The following is a 17,269-nucleotide window of genomic DNA, read 5'->3' as shown; positions in this document are numbered from 1 at the left end:
CTTACACCGCGACGCGCGGAGCGGCCGCCTGCACCGCCTCCGAGGCGCTGCCGCCCAGACCCTCGAAGTTGTCGTTGAACATCCGCGCCAGCCGACGCGCGTACTGATCGTAGGCCTGGGGGTCGCCCCAGCTCTGCCGCGGATCGAGCACGTCGCTCGGCACGCCGTCGATCGCCCGGGGGTAGGCGAGACCGAAGACGGGATGGGTGAGCGTCGGGACGTCCGTCAGGCTGCCGTCGAGCGCGGCGTGGATCATGCGCCGGGTGTAGGCGAGCTTGATCCGGCTTCCCTGGCCGTACGGCCCCCTGGTCCAGCCGGTGTTGACGAGCCAGACGGCGACGCGGTGACGCCGCACCTTCTCGCCCAGAAGTTGCGCGTAGGCCGACGCCGGCAGCGGCATGAACGGGGCGCCGAAACAGGCGCTGAAGGTCGCCGCCGGCTCGGTGACCCCGCGCTCGGTGCCGGCGACCTTCGCCGTGTAGCCCGAGAGGAAGTGGTACATCGCCTGCGACTCGTCGAGGCGGCTGATCGGCGGCAGTACGCCGAACGCGTCGCAGGTCAGGAAGACGACCGACGTCGGATGCCCCGCGTTTCCACCGACGTCGACGTGCTCGAGGTGGCTGAGTGGATAGCTGGCGCGGGTGTTCTCGGTGCGGGAGTCGTCGTCCAGATCGAGCTCCCGCGTCTCGGGATCGAAGACGACGTTCTCGAGCACGGTGCCGAAGCGCCGTGTCGTGGCGTAGATCTCCGGTTCTCCCAGAGGATCGAGCCGGATGACCTTGGCGTAGCAGCCGCCCTCGATGTTGAAGATGCCGTGGTCGGACCAGCCGTGCTCGTCGTCGCCGATCAGGGTGCGCTCCGGATCGGCCGAGAGGGTCGTCTTGCCGGTGCCGGAGAGGCCGAAGAACAGGGCGCAGTCCGATGGGTCCGCGCCGTAGTTCGCGCTGCAGTGCATGCTCAGCACACCGCGTTGCGGCATCAGGAAGTTCATCACGCTGAACATCGACTTCTTCATCTCGCCGGCGTACTCGCTGCCCCCGATCAGGGTCAGATGCCGCTCCAGGTCGAGAGCGATGAAGGTCGTGCTGTTCGTGCCGTCGGTCTCCGGGTCGGCCAGAACGCTGGGGATGTCGACGACGGTGTAGTCGGGCCTGAAGTCCTCGAGTTCCGCGTCGTTCGCCGCGCGGAGGAACATGTTGCGGACGAACAGGCTGTGCCAGGCGCGCTCGCTGATCACCCTCACGCTCAGGCGGCAGGCCGGATCGGCGCCGGCGAAACCATCGAACACGAACAGGTCCCGTTCGGCGGCGGCGGCCAGCATCTTGCGATGGAGGCGGTCGAAGTGCTCCGGATCGATAGGCCTGTTCACCGGGCCCCAGTCCACCACGTCCGCCGAAGGCGCTCGGCGCACGATGAACCGGTCGTTCGGCGACCGGCCGGTGTGCTCCCCGGTCGAGGCCACCAGCGGCCCCTCGGCGGCGATGGCCGCCTCGCCCCGCCGCACCGCCTCCTCGTAGAGCCGAGCCACGCTCAGGCGTGAATGGACAGTGCCCCGACAGGCTGTCAGGAACTCCCGGGATACGTCGGCCATCTCTTCTACCTCACGCGACCCGGCGCGAGAGGCATTCCCGCGTCACCGGCGAAGCCGCGAACCGTGGCTCCTCGGGAGGGATTCGAACCCCCAACATTTCGGTTAACAGCCGAACGCTCTACCGTTGAGCTACCGAGGAAGAATCCGCCGGCTCCAGGCAACAGCGGCGGGCGACATGGTGGTGATCTTGAGGGAGTCCGAGCCGCCTGTCAATCGCCGCGGCCCGGGGCGCGTCAAAGCAGGTTGCGGTAGGCCCGCAGGCGCCGCGACCGGCTCGGGTGCCGGAGCTTGCGCAGTGCCTTCGACTCGATCTGCCGGATCCGCTCGCGCGTCACGTTGAACGAGCGACCCACGTCCTCCAGCGTCGACTCAGCGCCGTCGCCGACGCCGAAGCGCATGCGGAGCACGAGTTCCTCCCGCGGGCTGAGCGTCTGGAGCACCTCCGCGGTCTGTTCGCTCAGTCCCTTCGACACCAGATCGTCCAGCGGCGAGACCGCGTTCTTGTCCTCGATGAAGTCGCCGAGATGGGAGTCGGCTTCCTCGCCGATCGGCGTCTCGAGCGAGATCGGTTCCAGGGCGATCTTCATGATCTCCCGCACCTGCACGACATCCATGTCCATGCGCTCGGCGATCTCCGCCACGGTCGGCTCCCGGCCGAGTTCCTGCACCATCGCCCGGCTGGTGCGGGTCAGCTTGTTGATCGTGTCGATCATGTGGACCGGGATACGGATCGTCCGCGCCTGGTCCGCGATCGCTCTCGTGATCGCCTGACGGATCCACCAGGTGGCGTAGGTCGAGAACTTGTAGCCGCGGCGGTACTCGAACTTCTCCACCGCGCGGATCAGGCCGATGTTGCCGTCCTGAATCAGGTCCAGCAGCTGCAGGCCCCGGTTCGTGTACTTCTTGGCGATCGAAACCACGAGGCGGAGGTTGGCCAGGATCATCTCGGAGCGAGCCTGCTCGCAGATCGCCTCGCCGTGCCGGACCTTGTTCAGCGTCGCGGTGACCTGACCGAGGGTCGTCCCGTAGCGCTCCTCCGCGGCCCGGAGCCGGGCGCGGTACTTCTCGATTCGACGCCGGTGCAGCGCGCCGAGTTCGCTGTCGCGCTCCCGATCCAGAGCGATGTGCGCGCGGCGGATGTCCCGGTCGTGGCGCGAGATCTCGGCGTAGATCTGCTTGAGGATCTCGACCAGGCGAGCGCGTGTCTGGGCGGTCAGCTCGATCGAGCGGATCTGCTCGGTGATCTTGCCCGCGGTGCGGTCGATCTCGCGCTCGATCTCGAGGAAACGCTCCCCGCCGCGGCGGCAGCGATCACCCTGGCGCCGCAGCCGGCGCACCTTGCGGTCGAGCTCGTCGATCGCCTGGAAGATGGCCAGATTCCTGGCGATCCGATTGTTGGCGTTCTCGTCCAGGTTGGCGCCGCCGTCGGTCAGCAACTCGCGCATCAACCGGCGGTCGCGCCGCACCAGCTCGTTGATCCGCAGGAGTTCCCTGAGCACGACCGGGTTGTCGCACAGGGCCTCGAAGACGATCCACTCCCCGCGTTCGATTCGCTTCGCGATCTCGACCTCGCCCTCGCGGTCGAGGAGTTCGACGCGTCCCATCTCGCGCAGATACACGCGCACCGGGTCCGTCGTCCGATCCTGGCTGACGAAGGTGGGCCGCTCCGGTTCCTTCCGTTCGACGCCGGAAAGCAGCGGTGCGGGGTCCGGCTCCACCGCGTTCAGGTACACGGCCGGCCGACCGATCAGGTCCACGCCAAGCGCCCCCAGGCGAACCCTGACCTCGTCCATCTCCCTCGATTCGGCGAGGAGCTCGTCCGGCAATCGATCCTGGAGTTCGTCGTGGAGCAGGTAGCCCTTCTCGCGGCCGAGGGCGAAGACGTTGCGAACCGAGCTGTGTCGGTGTTCGATCGGCTCGGCCGGACCGGGCTCGACGGCTGCGATGTTCAGGGCCATGACACGCCCTCAATCTCTCGGGCGGTACAGGGCACGACTGAGCTTCTGCTTCTCTTCGATCTTGCGGTGCAGAGCCTCCGTGTCACCCTCGCGCTGGGCGCGGTTGATCTCCCGAGCGAGCAGGTGGAGTCGCTGTCTGGCGAAGCGCCGACCCAGCTCGGCGAGACTGATTCGGAGTTCCGGTTCAAGAAAGGCAGACGACCGTTGTAACAAAAGGCCGGCGATGCGGTCAACAGGTACATCGGTCCCGTTACCGGCGTCGGAGCGCCGCCCAAGCGCCGTGACCAGGGCCGATGAGTCGATGGGGTCAACGCCCGCCTCGACTTGCTGCCGGACAGCTCGGTAGATGGCGCGCAGAGCCGGATCGAAGAAGGCGTCCGCGTCCGGCCAGTCGATGCCCTCGAGCGACGGGGCGGCGATGATCAGCCGCAACACCTGCTCTTCGATCGAAGATGTGGTCGGCGGCCTTCGAGCCGCCGGCGCCTGCTCACCGCCGGCATCCCGCGGACGCTCTACCGCGGCTGCCGACTCGCGCAGCAGCACCTCCACCTTGACGCCCAACCGCTCGGCTGCCTGCTCGAAGTACCCCTGGCGCGCGATCCGGTCCTTGACCCGGTCGATCAGCACCCGGACTCGCGCGGCTTCCCGGGCTCTGAGGCGGGGATCGAGTTGGCCCCGGCTCGGCAAGTCATCGATCTCCAGCTCCACCGCGTCCCGCGCCTCGTCGACGATGCCGCGGACCGCCTCCGGCCCCTCGTCGAGCCGCAGCGAGTCCGGATCCTGGCCGGCCGGGAAACGGGCTCGGCGGACCACCAGACCGGCCTCCAGCATCAGCGACGCCGCCTTGCGCGCAGCCTCGATGCCGGCCCGGTCGCCGTCGTAGCCCAGGACCACTTCGTCCGTGTACCGGGCCAGCAGGCGCACCTGTTGTCCGGTGAGCGCGGTTCCCATGCTCGCCACCACCCAGTCGATGCCGGAAAGGACGGCGCCGATCACGTCGAAGTAGCCCTCCACCAGGAGGACGCGGCCCTGCTCGCGGATGCCGCGGCGGGCCACGTCCAGACCGTAGAGCAGGGTGCCCTTCCGGAAGTGGTCGGTCTCGTTCGTGTTGACGTACTTCGCCTGGTCGTCGCCCAGGGTGCGGCCGCCGAACGCCAGCAGACGGCCGGACGGCGACCGGATGGGGAACATCAGCCGGTTCCGGAACCGGTCGTACGGGCGATCCGGGTTCTTCGGACTGCGCGCGACCAGGCCCGCGGCCTCCAGGTCGGGCATCTTCAGGCGCCGGCCGAGATCCTGGACCAGCGCCTGCCATCCATCCGGCGCGAAGCCGATGCCGAACCGCGCGATCAACTCCGGCGGCACCTTCCGCCGGCGCAGGTAGTCCTGCGGCACCGCCTCGGTGCGCAGTTTGGCGCGAAAGAACGCGTAGGCGGCATCGAGCGCGGCCTGAATGCGCTCGGACCGGTCCGCCCGTTCGTCCTCGCCGGGAGCCGGCGCCGCCCGCGGCAACGGGATCCCGTAGCGGTTGGCCAGATGCTCGACCGCCGTGGCGAAGTTGTCTCCGGTCAGCTCCATGTGCAGGCCGAGGGCGTCGCCGCCGGCGCCGCAGCCGAAGCAGTAGTAGAGCTTCCGCTCTGGATCGAGCGACAGGGACGGCGTCTTCTCCTTGTGGAAGGGACAGAGCGCGACGAAGCGCTGGCCCCGGCGCTCGACCTTCGTGTGCTCGCTGGCGATGTCGACGATGTCGACCGCCTCGCGCACGGCGTCCAGCGCCTCGTCGGTAAGCCTGGAGCGCCGCTGCACGACCGCTCATGCTACAGCGGCGGCGCTAGCGCAATTGCACTTCCGTCGCGCCGTCGCCGCCCGCGGACGGCGGCGCGGGATCGAAACCGGCCACGGCCGGATGTCCGCGTAAATGCTCACGCACGGCCCGGCGCAGGCGTCCGCTGCCATGGCCGTGCACTACCCGCACCCGTTCGCGGCCCGAGGCCAGGGCCCGATCGAGGTAGACGTCCAGGGAATCGAGCGCGGGTTCGACCATCTGACCGATCAGCATCAGTTCCGACTCGACCGCCGGCGCGGAAGACGCCCGGACCCGTACCCGCGACGACGCGGCCGGCGTCGCCGTCGCGACGATCCGAAGCGCCGCGGCAGCCGTCCGCACCCGCTTGCCCCGCACCAGGACCGTGGCCCGATCGCCGCCGATTTCCTGGAGCACCCCGACCCAGCCGAGCGAGTCGTGACGCACCTGGGCCCCCGGCACCAGGGGACCCGGCCGCTCGGGCGGCGCAGCGGGTTCCGGATCCTCCTCCCCGGCGCCGCCGGGAACGCGGCTCGCCGACGCGGCCGCATCGCGGTCGAGTTCCCGGTGCAGACGGCCGGCGGCCCGGGCGAAGGCCCGCTTGCCCGGGCGAGGCTGCGCCGCCAACTCCGCAAGCGCCTCATCCAGGCGCCGGCGGTTCGCGCGGCGCAGGCTGTCCACCTCCCGCCCGATCGCGTGGCTCAGCTTCTTCCTGGCCGCCCGCAGCGCTGCCTGGCGGACCTCCAGGCGACCGCGCTCCGCCTCGGTCTCGGCGGTCAACCGGTCCAGCTCCCCTTCGCGCGCGACCAGACGTTCCCGGAGCCGCTCATTGCGCTCCAGCACCCGTCTCAACTGCTGGTGCTCCGAGCCCAGAAAGTGCTCGGCGCGCTCCAGCCAGGCCGCCGGCAGGCCGAGCCGCCGCGCCAGAGCCAGGGCGCGGCTGCCTCCCGGCGGTCCGATGACCAGCCGGTAGGTCGGCATGCCACTCTCCGGGTCGAAGCTCATCGCAGCGCAGGAAGCGGCCTGGGACTCGAGGGCGGCGGCGGCAAGCTGGGTCAGGTGAGTCGTCAGGATCCCCAGCGAGCCGCTCTCGACCAGCCCTTCGAGCAGAGCGATCCCGAGCGCGGCCCCCTCTTCCGGATTCGTTCCGGCGCCAACCTCATCGAGCAGGACCAGCGTGCGCGGTCCGGCGTGCCGCCAGACCTCTCGCAGACGCAGCAGGCGGGCGCTGAAGGTCGACTGTTCGTCCAGGACGCTCTGGTCGTCGCCCACCACCGCGACGAGGTGGTCGAAGATCGGAAACCGGCTGTCGCGCGCCGCCGGCACGGGTAGCCCGGCCTGGGTCATCAGGCAGAGCAGGCCGACGGTCTTGAGCGCCACCGTCTTGCCACCGGCATTGGGTCCGGTCAGGACCATCGTGCGGTGTTCGTCCAGCGCCAGGTCGAGCGGCACCACCTCGCCCCGGTTGCCGGCGGCGCCAAGCGTCTCCTCTCTCAGGTCGGCGAGCCGCGGATCGAGCAGCGGGTGGCGGGCGCCGCGGATCTCGAGCGCCGTGGCCTCGGCGTTCGGCTCCGGAGGTGCGGTGCCGGCCAGCCCGGCGCCGACCACGGCGGCGAAGCGTGCCACTGCCTGCGACGCATCGACCGCGGCGAGGAAGTCGATCCTGGCAATGATCGCCGGGGTCAGTGCCAGCACCTGGCGAACCAGCTCGGCAAGGATGCGGGCCCGCTCGATCTCCGTGTCGGCGGCGATCCGCTCCAGGTCGTCGTTGCCCTCCACCACCTCGGAGGGTTCGAAGTAGAAGCTGCGGCCCGAGGCCGAGCGACCTCTCACCAGGCCGGCGAGACGACCCCGGCTGCCGGAGGGCAGCAGCACGGAGAACCGGCCGCCGCGCAGGGGCGTCGAGTCGTCCGCCAGCTTGTGGCCGTGCTCCCTCGCGTAGGCCTGAATCCGTGTCTCGACCAGGGCCTGGGTGCGGCGTCCATCCCCCACCAGCGCCCTGAGCCGGGGCGACGCGTCGTCCCGCACCGTGCCGCTACGGTCCAGGGCGCGGCGCAGGCGCGCCGCCAGGGCCGCGCAACCGATGGGTTCGCCGGATCCGGCGCCCTCCCCGGCGCCGGCCTCCAGGGCGCGGAGCGATTCGACCTCCGCCGCGGCCCGCGGCGTCTCTTCGTGGTCCCCCAGCCGATCGAGCACCTCCTCGCACGCTTCGATCACGGACGCGAGGCCGAGCAGAGCCGAGCCTCCCAGCCCGCGACCGTCGCTCTCCAACTGGCGCCGCAGGCCCACAAGCTCCTGATCGAGCACCGGCACCAGGGCGCCGGCCTCCGCCAGCTCCCGGGCGATCTCGGCGTAGCGGATCCGGCGAAGCTCGATCTCAGAAGGGTCGGAGCCCGGAGAAATGGCCCGTACCGCCCGCGCGCCGGCATCGGTCACCGCGAGGCCCGCCACCACGCGGAGCAACGCCGGAAACTCCAGCGCCTCGGAGGTCGCGCTGTTGCAGCAACTCAAGACCCCGCCCGGCAGTCGCTCCGCGCCGGTGCGCGGTGCGGATCAGGCCAGACCGGCGCGGCGTTCCTCGGCCAGCTTGCGCAGCATCTTCTTGCGCGCCTGCATGACCTTGCGCTTGCGCTTGACCGAGGGCTTCTCGAAGTGCTGGCGCTTCTTGAGCTCGGTCAGAATGCCCTCTTTCTCGCACTTCCGCTTGAAGCGGCGAAGCGCATTCTCGAAGCTCTCGTCGTCGCGTACCTGCACAACCGGCATAGCCAGGAATCCGTCCTCTCCTTGGTGAGTCAGGCCCGAAGCCGAACTCGATTCACCCGTGGGGCACCGACGCACGACACCCCCGGGAACGGCGGATTGTGCACCAGCCGACCCTCCGCCGTCAAGGACGGGGCCGCACGTCCGCTGCCTCCGGCGCGCGGGGAATCGCCGCGCGCTACTCCTCCTCGTCCTTCCCCTCGACCGCGTTCGGGTCGGTGCGGTAGACCTTGCGGTCGCTCTCGTTGAAGAACACGCCGACGGCGGCGCCGGCTCCGTGTTCCTCGGGGTCCTTGGGGTAGAACCAGGCGAACACGTTCTCTTCCGAGAAGCTCCGCACGTAGCTGTGGAAGGGCTTGCCCAGGACGCCTTCGACCTCGGCCTCGGTCATTCCCCGCTTGACGTCGGCAAGCCGTTCGGGGGTGACGTAGCGGGCTTCCTGGTACTCGGCGATCCTCGCCACGAGGTCGGGGTTGTCCGGATCGTTTCTCTGAGCAGCCTCCAGGATGTCGATTGCCCGGCGGTAGTCGCCGCCCTTGACGACGTACTCCTGGGCCAGGTACATCTGCTCGCCGGACATCATCCCGAAGGCCAGGCGCTGCTCTTCGTTCATCTCCCCGCCGAGTTCCCACTCGGCCTCGTTGATGTAGTTGACCAGCTTCTGCTGCAAGGCCTCCCCGTCGCCGCCGACTTCTTCATCCAGCGCCTCGACCTGAGCGGCAAGCGCTTCGGCATCTTCGTCTTCGCCGGGCGCCGCGGCCTGCGCGCGCAACTGCTCCAGCTCACCCCGCTTGGCATTCAGGGCAGCCTGCGCTTCCTCCAGTTCGGCCCATGCCTCGGCTCTCGCCGTAGCCGTGCGCTCCTCCTCGGAAGGACCGCATGCAGTGACGGAAGCAAGTAGAAGTATGACGGCGATCGAGGCGGCAAAGCCCGCCCAATCCGGCCGCCTGAGCGGAGTGATTCTCGACATCCTGGCGCCTCCTTGGCTCGCGACTTGCGTACCCGCGAGTATACCCCAAGGCGACCCGCCGCAGGGCGGCGTAGCCGCGCGATCGTGGGCCGGTGGGTGGGGCTATACTGCGGCACTGCGCTCGGGTCCGAAGGGTCCATAGCTCAGCGGTTAGAGCATCCGGCTCATAACCGGCAGGTCCCTGGTTCGAATCCAGGTGGACCCATACCGCGCAGCTCCGGAACGAATCTGAATGGAAAGAGTCCTTGACACGATCGTAGAACTTCAGGAGGCAAGCGTAGAACTCACACGCAGCCTCACCCTGCTCGACGGGGTTCCCGAGTCGATGCAGGAACTTCACGATCAGTACGAGACCAGCCGCAGCGAGATCGAGGAGCTGGAAGAGGAGCAGCGGCAGGCGGAACTGGAACGCCGGGCCGCCGAAGCGGAGAGGGCGGCCGGAAAGGACAGCATCGACCGCTACCAGGAACAGATTTCCCGCGTCACGACGCAGCGCGAGTACGGCGCCCTCCTGAGTGAGATCGACACGGTCCGCGCCCAGATGCGGGAAGCGGACGACAGGGCGCTTCTGGCGCTCGAGCAGCAGGACGTGGCGGCCGCGCGGCTCGACGAACTCCGGGGAGCCTTCGAGTCCCTGGACCAGCAGTACCAGGAGGCTCTGGCCGCCTGGGAGGAACAGAAGCCCGCGATGCGGAAACGGGTTCAAGTGCTGGAAGGCAGGATCGAGGTCTTTCGCGAGCGCCTGCCCCCCGCGGCGCTGAAGCAGTATCAGCGTCTGTTCGATCGCCATGGCGGCGCCCCGCTCGCCGTCATCCGCGTCATCGAAAGCGCCAGGGCCCCGATCCGGCACTGCTCGTTCTGCAACTACCGGATCAGACCCCAGGTCGTGCTGCAGATCCAGACCCAGGGGGCCATCGTGCCGTGTGACTCCTGCCAGCGGATCCTCTACCTCGACGACGGAGAGTCCGACTGAGCAAGCCGCCGCGGAGCACGACGGCAGAACGCTATGCGGCACTGACCGGGCGGGTCGCCGAGGCCTGCCGCCGCGCCGGCCGAGGCGAGCTTGAGGTCAGCCTGGTCGGCGCCTGCAAGCGGCAACCCCTGGAGCGCATCCTCGAAGCCGTCGACGCCGGCCTGCGGATCCTGGGTGAGAACCAGGTCCAGGAGGGCGAAGCGCATCGCGCGGCACTGCGCGAGGCCGGCCACGACGACGTGGAGTGGCGCCTGATCGGACCGCTGCAGACGAACAAGGCCCCGCGGGCCTGCCGTGTCTTCGACGTGTTCGAGGCGGTCGACCGGGTGAAGGTGGCGCGGCGGCTCGATCGGGTGCTCCGGGATCGGCAAGGCGGTGTTCGGACCTGCCTCCTCGAGGTCAACATCGGGCGCGAGCCGAGCAAGCACGGCTTCCTGCCCGAGGACACCGGGACGATGCTCGGGCTAGCGCAACTCGACCACCTGCTGATCCGCGGCCTGATGGCGATTCCTCCGCGTCGGAGCGACCCCGGGAATGCCCGGCGCGACTTCGCGGCCCTGCGGCGCCTGCGCGACGAACTGGGCCGCGACGGTCTGTTCGGAGAGCGCGAAGGATGGCTGTCGATGGGGATGAGCGCGGACTTCGAGGCGGCCGTCCTCGAGGGCGCCACCCACGTTCGGATCGGATCGGCGCTGTTCGGACCGCGCCCGCCGCGCTAGCGGAGTGCTAGCGTCTACGTCCTTGGAAACCCTTTCCGATCTCCTCCTGCTCTCGGCAGAGCGCTACGGCCACCGCGAGGGCCTGCTCACGATCCGCCGCCACCGGCGGATGGAGTCGCTGTCCGCCGCGGACTTCACGGACAGCGTCCGCCGCACGGCCCTGGCGCTCGAGTCGCGCGGCGTGGCCAAGGGAGATCGCATCGCACTGTTCGCGACGAACCGCCCGGAGTGGCACGTGGTCGACTTCGCGTGCCACCTGCTGGGCGCCGTGCCGGTGCCGATCTACCCGACGCTGACGGCGGCCCAGGTCGCCTACATCCTCCTCGACAGCGGCGCCGAGTGGGTCTTCTACGACGACAGGGCCAAACGGGACCTGCTGGCCGGTCTCGCCCCCGACGGCCAGGGCGAAGGCGGGACGGAGCGGCAGGGCCTGCGGCTGGTCGCGATGGACGCCGACGCGGCGGCCGAGGGCGGCACGACCCTCGATGCGCTGATCGGCGATCCGGCGCTGGCCGCGGACACGGACCTCGAGGCCTTCCGCGGCCGGGTGGACAGGAGCGATACGGCCAGCATCATCTACACCTCGGGCACCACCGGCGACCCGAAGGGCGTCGTGCTGTCGCACTGGAACTTCGTCTCGAACCTCCTCGCCTGCGAGAAACTCTTCGAGCTGGGCGAAGAGGACCAGGCCCTCTCCTTCCTGCCGCTTTCGCACGTCTTCGAGCGCACCGTCGACTATCTGTTCTTCTACCTCGGGGTGTCGATCCACTACTCCCCGGCGATCGAGCGCGTCGCCGGCCTGATGCCGGTCGTTCGACCGACCGTCCTGTGCTCGGTGCCCAGGCTCTACGAGAGCGCCTACGTCCGCATCCAGGGCACCTTCGCGAGCCAGCCGCGGCTCCGGCGCCGGCTGATCGACTGGGCGCTCGGGGTCGGCCGGCGGCGGGCCGAACGCGGCGGCGCCCGGCTCCGGGGCCTGGTCGCCGACCGTCTGGTGTTCAGCAAGATCAAGGAACGCTTCGGCGGTCGGCTGCGGTTCGCCATCTCCGGCGGCGCCGCGATCGCCGACGAAGTCGCCGCGTTCTTCGACGCGATCGGCATCCGCCTCTACCAGGGCTACGGCCTGACCGAAACCGCGCCGGTGCTGGCCGTCGAGTACCCCGGCGCCACGCGCCGCGGGTCGGTCGGCATGGCGGCGCCCGGGGTCGAACTCAGGATCGACGACGACGGCGAGATCCTGGCCCGCACCGAAGGCCTGATGGAGGGCTACTGGAAGAAACCCGACGCGACGGCGGAGGCGATCGATCAGGACGGGTGGTTCCACACCGGCGACATCGGCCGTCTCGACGACGACGGCTACCTCTACATCACCGACCGCAAGAAGGACCTGCTGGTGACGAGCGGCGGCAAGAACGTCGCGCCCCAGCCGATCGAGCAGATGCTGATCACGCATCCAGCAGTGGCGCAGGTGGTCGTGGTCGGCGACGGCTACCCGTACCTCAACGCCCTCGTCGTGCCGAACTACGCCGAGCCGCCGGCGCCGTTCGCCGGCATGGACCCGGCCGAGCTCCGCGAGGACCCGCGCCTGCAGGAGATCGTCCAGGGGTTGCTCGACCGGGCAAACGCACTCCTGCCGGCCCATGAACGGGTGCGCCGCTTCCGGCTGCTGGAGCGCGAGCTGACGATCGAGGAGGGTGAGATCACGCCCACCCTGAAGGTGCGCCGGAAGATCGTCAGCGAACGCTACCGCGACGTGATCGCGTCGATGTACCTCAAGAGCCAGCGCGTCAGTTGACGCGGCCGGACTGTTCCGTCGGATCGGGGGCCTCCTCGATCACGCCGTGGACTTCCTCGTAGCGCCGCAGGTTCGTCCCGAGGGCGCGGATGATCCGCTTGAGATGCCCCGGGCTGGTCACGATCCGGGCGCTGACGATCCCCTGGGGCGGCACCACGTTGATGAAGTCGAGGATGAACTCCTCGCGGGTATGGGTGATGCGCAGCAGGTTGGAGTACGCCCCCTTCAGTTCGGCGTCGCCGATCTTGACGTTGATCGACGAGGACGAATCCAGATCGCCCTGCTCTTCCTTGGGTCGCTCGCTCATTCCATCCTCCGTGAGTCACTGGGTGCAAGCCAGTCGATCGCCGCTGGTAAGGCAGCCGCCCCGTCGGCGCCGCCGCCGGGGAGCGCCTCGACCTGCCACTCATGGTCGGGCAGGTAGAGACCGATGCTTCGGAGCGCGGAACTCTCGGCCACCGTGAACCTGAACGCTCCGCGACGGTAATCGTACGCTCTACCGTCGCGCGCGTGAACCGCGAGATCGACCGTGTACTCGCCAGGCGCCAGCCGCAGTTCCGGGCAGACCAGGCGTACCCGCACCGGACCGCGAAGCAGCAACGGTTCGTAGCCGGCGAGATCCGTGTTCGTGCCCCAGCAGTCGACACCGCGGGGCGTCTTGACCCCGACTCCGAAGACGAAGTCGTCGAGGTCTTCTCGCGGCTCCACCTGGAGCTCGAAAGCCACCGCCTCCCCGCAGTGCACGTGATAGCGCTCCTCGGACGAGGTCCCTGCCAGCAGGCGCGCGCCAACGATCCTCGCCTGGCCGGAGCCCCAGCGCGGGATCTCCTCCTCCGCGGCAGGCGCCGTCGCGGCGGCCTCCTCTTCCTCCGGCGGCGACTGCTCCTGCTGGACGTCGAGGGCCCGGCGACGGTCATGGGCCTCGCCCTCGCGCTTCGCCACGTCCTCGAGATACGCGTCGATCACGCGCCGCGGCGAACCGATCGCCCGGGGACGCCCCTGATCCAGCCAGACGGCCCGGTCGCAGAGTTCCTCGACCAGGCCCATCGAGTGGCTCACGAAGAGCAGCGTGCCGCCCCCGGCAAGGTGCTCCTCGATCCGGGCGATGCAGCGGTGGACGAACTCCTCGTCGCCGACCGCCAGCACCTCGTCGACCAGGAGGATCTCGGGGTCGGTGTGAATCGCGACCGAGAAGCCGAGGCGGACGTACATGCCCGAGGAGTAGTTCTTGATCGGCTCTTCGATGAAGTCGGAAAGGCCCGCGAACTCCACGATGTCCTCGTAGCGCTCTTCGAGCCGGCGCCGGCTCAGCCCGAGCAGGGCGCCGTTGATGAAGATGTTCTCCCGACCCGAGATCTCGGGATGAAAACCCGCGCCGAGCTCGATCAGGGCCGCCACCCGGCCGTTCACAGCGAGCTCGCCGGCCGTCGGGCGCAACAGGCCGGCGACCAGCTTGATCAGCGTCGACTTGCCCGAACCGTTGCCGCCGATCACGCCGACCGCCTCGCCGGCAGCGACCTCGAAGCTGACGTCTTCGAGCGCATCGACCGCGTCGGCCGCGCCCAGCCCACTCGTCAGGCTGCCTTCGAGCAGCGCGCTCTTCAGCGTCCGCAGGCGGTAGCCGCCGGCCTCGCGCCGGTAGCGTTTGCCCACGCCGCGGAGGACGACTGCCGGCGCGGGCAACTCAGACCGCCTCGGCCAGGGTGTCGCTCAGGCGGGCGAACAGGCTGGCGCCCACGGCCCACGACACGACGGCGATCACCGCCATGACGAGCCAGTCCCCGGTCACCGGCAGGCGCCCGAAGAAGAGAAGATCCTGGATCGCCACCGTGAAGGACGTGAACGGGTTCAACTGCACCAGCTGGGCCAACCGGGGAGGGATGTCGCTCAGCGTGTAGATGATCGGCGCCATGAAGAAGGCCAGCACGAGGACGTTGCCGAGCAGGTCCCGAACGTCCTTGAAGTGGACGTTCACCGCGGACAGCGCGAAGACGAGGCCCGCCACCACGACCACCTCGATCAACAGGACGGCCGGCAACAGCACGAAGGTCCAGCCGGCGACCGGATAGCCGAGCAGCCGGCTCAGGATCAGCGCCACGGCCACGATCGGAAGCGCGAGCAGGAAGTGCACGAGGTTCGCCACCACCGCCACCGCGGGCAGCACCTCGACCGGAAACACCGCCTTGCGGATCAGCGCACTGTTGCCGGTCAGGGACGAGCAGCCCTCCAGAAGGGAGGTGGACACCCAGATCCAGGGAAAGAGGCCCGTCACCAGAAAGACGCCGTAGGGCTCCACCGAGACCACGTCGCGAGGCAGGATCTGGCTGAAGACGAACGAGTACACGGCAAGCAGCAGCAGCGGGTTGATCAGGGACCAGAGGAAGCCCAGCACGCTGCCCCGGTAGCGCGCGCGAAGCTCCCGCAACACCAGCGTCCAGACCAGGCCGCGGTAGCGAATCAGACATCGAGCCACTTCGATCATCGCCCGAAGTCATCTTACGTCCGGCTTTGGCGGCGCTCGCACTCGAAGTAGACCGGAGCCGGGCCGAGCGGAACGTCGGCGGAATCCGACTCCTCGCCGTCGCGGTCCCATGCCCTGCGCACGCGGACGGGGGGACGGAAGGAGCGGCCACGGCGGTCGGTCGTCCACAGCGCCTGGATCTCCCGACCGGGCCGGAGCGCCCGGTAGCCGCGCACTCCCGGCGGCAACCTCAGACGTTCGACCCCGGCGCCCGCGAACGCGCCCTGGAGCTGACGGAGGGCAAGGTAAGCCGGCCGCCGGCGCAGGGCACCGCCACGGGGATCGATCAGCCCGTAGCCGGCCGCCGCCAACTGCCACCAGAAGACACGCTCGGCAAGGCCGGTTCCCAGTGCCTCGAGGCAGTAGCGGACGAGGTAGCTGGCCTGGGTGTCCTCGTCGACGGCGACATCGCGGCCGGCCGGTGCGTGGGGCCCTTCCCGGAGCGGCCAGTTGAACTCGGTGACCCAGCTTCGATCCGACGCGCAGTCGGGCGCCCTGCGGGCCAGGGCTCGCAGCAGGGCCAGCTTGCCGGCGAGGTCGAAGCCGAGCTGGCGGTTCTCCGGCGCCCCCCGCCGGTCGACGTAGAGCTGACTCGCCAGGATGTCGAACCGGTGCTCCGGCAGCCCCGAGTGCGCCAGTCCGGCTGTCGCGTGCGGTTCGAAGTCGATGACCGCGGGAGCGAGAACGCAGGCGTCCCCTTCCGCTGCCCGCACGGCTCTCGCGCCGGCAGCCAGGAGACTCCAGTACTCATCAGGTCTCCACACGCCCCACTTGCTCCGGTTGGGCGCCTGGCCGATGAGGAAGCTCTGCCCGAACGGCATCAGCGCGGCGACGGCCTCCTCCACGCGCCGTCGCCAGAGTTCGCCGTCCCGCACGAGCGACCGGTCCTGGCTCAACTGGAACACCAGGTCGACCGGCCTCCTTTCCGCCCGGGCGAGGATCTCCGCCAACTCCAGCAGGTCGCCGTGGAGATCCCGCCAGAGATGGAAGCGCAGCAACACGCTGTCGACGCCGAGATCGTCGATCGCCTCGACCAGGTCGCCAACCGGCGCCGAATCAGGACCGACCGCCACACCGAGGCCATGGAACGGGATCCTCTCCGCGAGTCGATCGACCCGGCGCCGAACGCGCTTCGCCTCGAGGATCGATCCGAGCAGCGGTCCGGCGGCGCGAAGCAGCGGACGGGCATGATGGGCCGCGTCGCGCAGACGGATCCCGAGGCGCTGACGGCGGGTTGCGTGCTGGTGGGGCTGGTCGGTGAGCGGATCCCACACGGCCCGTTCCTGAGCCTTCGCGGCCGTGTCCGCGCCGGGGACGTGAGGGTGCGCGCGCCGGCGCGGCAGGAGCAGGTCGGCCACGCGGCGCAGACCCCGCCGGGCACCGTGCTTGGACCGGATCCTGAGACGGAAACCGTGGTGGTAGAGGTCGAACCAGAGCTGCTGAAACCGCGGCAGCCCGGCGGGGCGGTAGCCGCGGAGGTATTCGGCGCGATCCGCCGGGCGCAACACGGGCATCCTGCTGAGATCCCGCAGGCGCTGGCTCACCGACAGCCGTCCCCGGAAGCGGGCGCGGTTCAGATCCACGAGGTACAGCTCGGCATCCGTGGTCGGTCCCGACAGCAGCACGTTGCCGGAGGTCAGATCCCGGAACCAAACGCCGTGCCGGTGCAGTTCCGCGGCCAGAGCGCCGACCCGCCGCAGCAGGACCGCTCCGTCGATCCCGGGGAAACGCACCTTGCCTTCGCCGGTGTTCAGAGCCCTGAGCACGTACCGCAGTTCCACGGCCTCCGGCACCCGCCGGCACACGAACCAGGCGGGACCCTCCACGGCCGTCGACTCCGCGTAGAGCAGCGGCTCCGGCGTCGGGATGCCGAGACCCCGGAGCCGGCGCGCGGCATGGAAGCTCAGCCGCGCCCGACTGCCCCGGCGGCGTCGGCGAAGCCTCGCCCGCAGGTCGTCGTGACGGAACTGCTTGACGACGACGGCGACTTCGCCCCCGTCCCGGCGCCGCTGCCACGAGCCTTCGTACAGGTAGCTCCGGCCCCAGTGCAGACTGCGGCCGGCGTTCGCCGGATCGAGGAGGCGGCGAAGAGCCGCTTCGAAGTCGGCATCCAGGTCGCCCGCGGCCCCCGGGTCGACGGCGCCGGTCACGCCGTCGAACTCGAACCGGAGTTCCGGC

13 protein-coding genes and 2 tRNA genes are annotated in these 17,269 nt (G+C 69.6%); 4 read left to right on the top strand and 11 right to left on the bottom strand.

What is annotated here, in order from left to right; all coding sequences use genetic code 11:
• Window position 1 precedes the first annotated feature (1 nt).
• The 7 genes from pckA to OXG83_16440 all read right to left on the bottom strand — a co-directional run bounded on the left by pckA (window position 2) and on the right by OXG83_16440 (window position 9,083).
• On the bottom strand, window positions 2-1,591 hold the full coding sequence (gene pckA / locus OXG83_16470) for a phosphoenolpyruvate carboxykinase (ATP) (protein MCY3966620.1): 1,590 nt from the start codon (window positions 1,589-1,591) through the stop codon (window positions 2-4).
• Between the two features lie 64 nt (window positions 1,592-1,655).
• Window positions 1,656-1,730, bottom strand: a tRNA-Asn gene (locus tag OXG83_16465).
• A gap of 94 nt (window positions 1,731-1,824) precedes the next feature.
• Entirely contained in the window at window positions 1,825-3,549 is a 1,725-nt protein-coding gene (gene rpoD / locus OXG83_16460) for an RNA polymerase sigma factor RpoD (GenBank protein MCY3966619.1), read from the bottom strand.
• 9 nt (window positions 3,550-3,558) lie between these two features.
• Window positions 3,559-5,355, bottom strand: coding sequence for a DNA primase (gene dnaG, locus OXG83_16455; GenBank protein MCY3966618.1), 1,797 nt, complete (start codon window positions 5,353-5,355; stop codon window positions 3,559-3,561).
• A 25-nt stretch (window positions 5,356-5,380) separates the two neighbouring features.
• Window positions 5,381-7,864, bottom strand: coding sequence for a Smr/MutS family protein (locus OXG83_16450; GenBank protein MCY3966617.1), 2,484 nt, complete (start codon window positions 7,862-7,864; stop codon window positions 5,381-5,383).
• A 42-nt stretch (window positions 7,865-7,906) separates the two neighbouring features.
• Window positions 7,907-8,116, bottom strand: coding sequence for a 30S ribosomal protein S21 (gene rpsU, locus OXG83_16445; GenBank protein ID MCY3966616.1), 210 nt, complete (start codon window positions 8,114-8,116; stop codon window positions 7,907-7,909).
• 175 nt (window positions 8,117-8,291) lie between these two features.
• Window positions 8,292-9,083 (bottom strand): hypothetical protein, encoded by a 792-nt coding sequence (locus OXG83_16440; GenBank protein MCY3966615.1) that lies wholly within the window; start codon window positions 9,081-9,083, stop codon window positions 8,292-8,294.
• Window positions 9,084-9,215: 132 nt separating this feature from the next.
• On the opposite strand from OXG83_16440, the gene OXG83_16435 reads away from it, so the two are divergent.
• The 4 genes from OXG83_16435 (at window position 9,216) to OXG83_16420 (ending at window position 12,570) form a co-directional block, all read left to right on the top strand.
• Window positions 9,216-9,288, top strand: a tRNA-Ile gene (locus OXG83_16435).
• A 27-nt stretch (window positions 9,289-9,315) separates the two neighbouring features.
• The gene (locus OXG83_16430) at window positions 9,316-10,056 is read left to right on the top strand and encodes a hypothetical protein (GenBank protein ID MCY3966614.1); all 741 of its coding nucleotides are present in this window, start codon (window positions 9,316-9,318) and stop codon (window positions 10,054-10,056) included.
• Window positions 10,057-10,097: 41 nt separating this feature from the next.
• The gene (locus tag OXG83_16425; GenBank protein ID MCY3966613.1) at window positions 10,098-10,775 is read left to right on the top strand and encodes a YggS family pyridoxal phosphate-dependent enzyme; all 678 of its coding nucleotides are present in this window, start codon (window positions 10,098-10,100) and stop codon (window positions 10,773-10,775) included.
• Between the two features lie 22 nt (window positions 10,776-10,797).
• Window positions 10,798-12,570 carry a long-chain fatty acid--CoA ligase gene (locus OXG83_16420; GenBank protein MCY3966612.1) on the top strand — a complete coding sequence of 591 codons (1,773 nt, stop codon included), beginning with the start codon at window positions 10,798-10,800 and terminating at the stop codon, window positions 12,568-12,570.
• Here OXG83_16420 and OXG83_16415 read toward each other — a convergent pair.
• From OXG83_16415 to OXG83_16400, 4 genes are read right to left on the bottom strand one after another with little or no spacing between them, the layout of a single operon-like run.
• The gene (locus OXG83_16415; GenBank protein MCY3966611.1) at window positions 12,563-12,877 is read right to left on the bottom strand and encodes a DUF3467 domain-containing protein; all 315 of its coding nucleotides are present in this window, start codon (window positions 12,875-12,877) and stop codon (window positions 12,563-12,565) included. The genes OXG83_16420 and OXG83_16415 overlap by 8 nt on opposite strands.
• A complete protein-coding gene (locus OXG83_16410) occupies window positions 12,874-14,253 on the bottom strand; it encodes an ABC transporter ATP-binding protein (protein ID MCY3966610.1) in 1,380 nt (459 codons plus the stop codon). Before OXG83_16410 ends, OXG83_16415 begins: the two co-directional genes overlap by 4 nt.
• A 1-nt stretch (window position 14,254) precedes the next feature.
• Window positions 14,255-15,052 (bottom strand): ABC transporter permease, encoded by a 798-nt coding sequence (locus tag OXG83_16405; GenBank protein MCY3966609.1) that lies wholly within the window; start codon window positions 15,050-15,052, stop codon window positions 14,255-14,257.
• Between the two features lie 14 nt (window positions 15,053-15,066).
• The gene (locus OXG83_16400; GenBank protein ID MCY3966608.1) at window positions 15,067-17,241 is read right to left on the bottom strand and encodes a hypothetical protein; all 2,175 of its coding nucleotides are present in this window, start codon (window positions 17,239-17,241) and stop codon (window positions 15,067-15,069) included.
• Between the last annotated feature and the right edge of the window lie 28 nt (window positions 17,242-17,269).

The sequence above is a fragment of the Acidobacteriota bacterium genome, from assembly GCA_026707545.1.
Classification (GTDB): domain Bacteria; phylum Acidobacteriota; class Thermoanaerobaculia; order Multivoradales; family Multivoraceae; genus Multivorans.
This window is presented reverse-complemented; position numbering and strand designations above follow the sequence as displayed.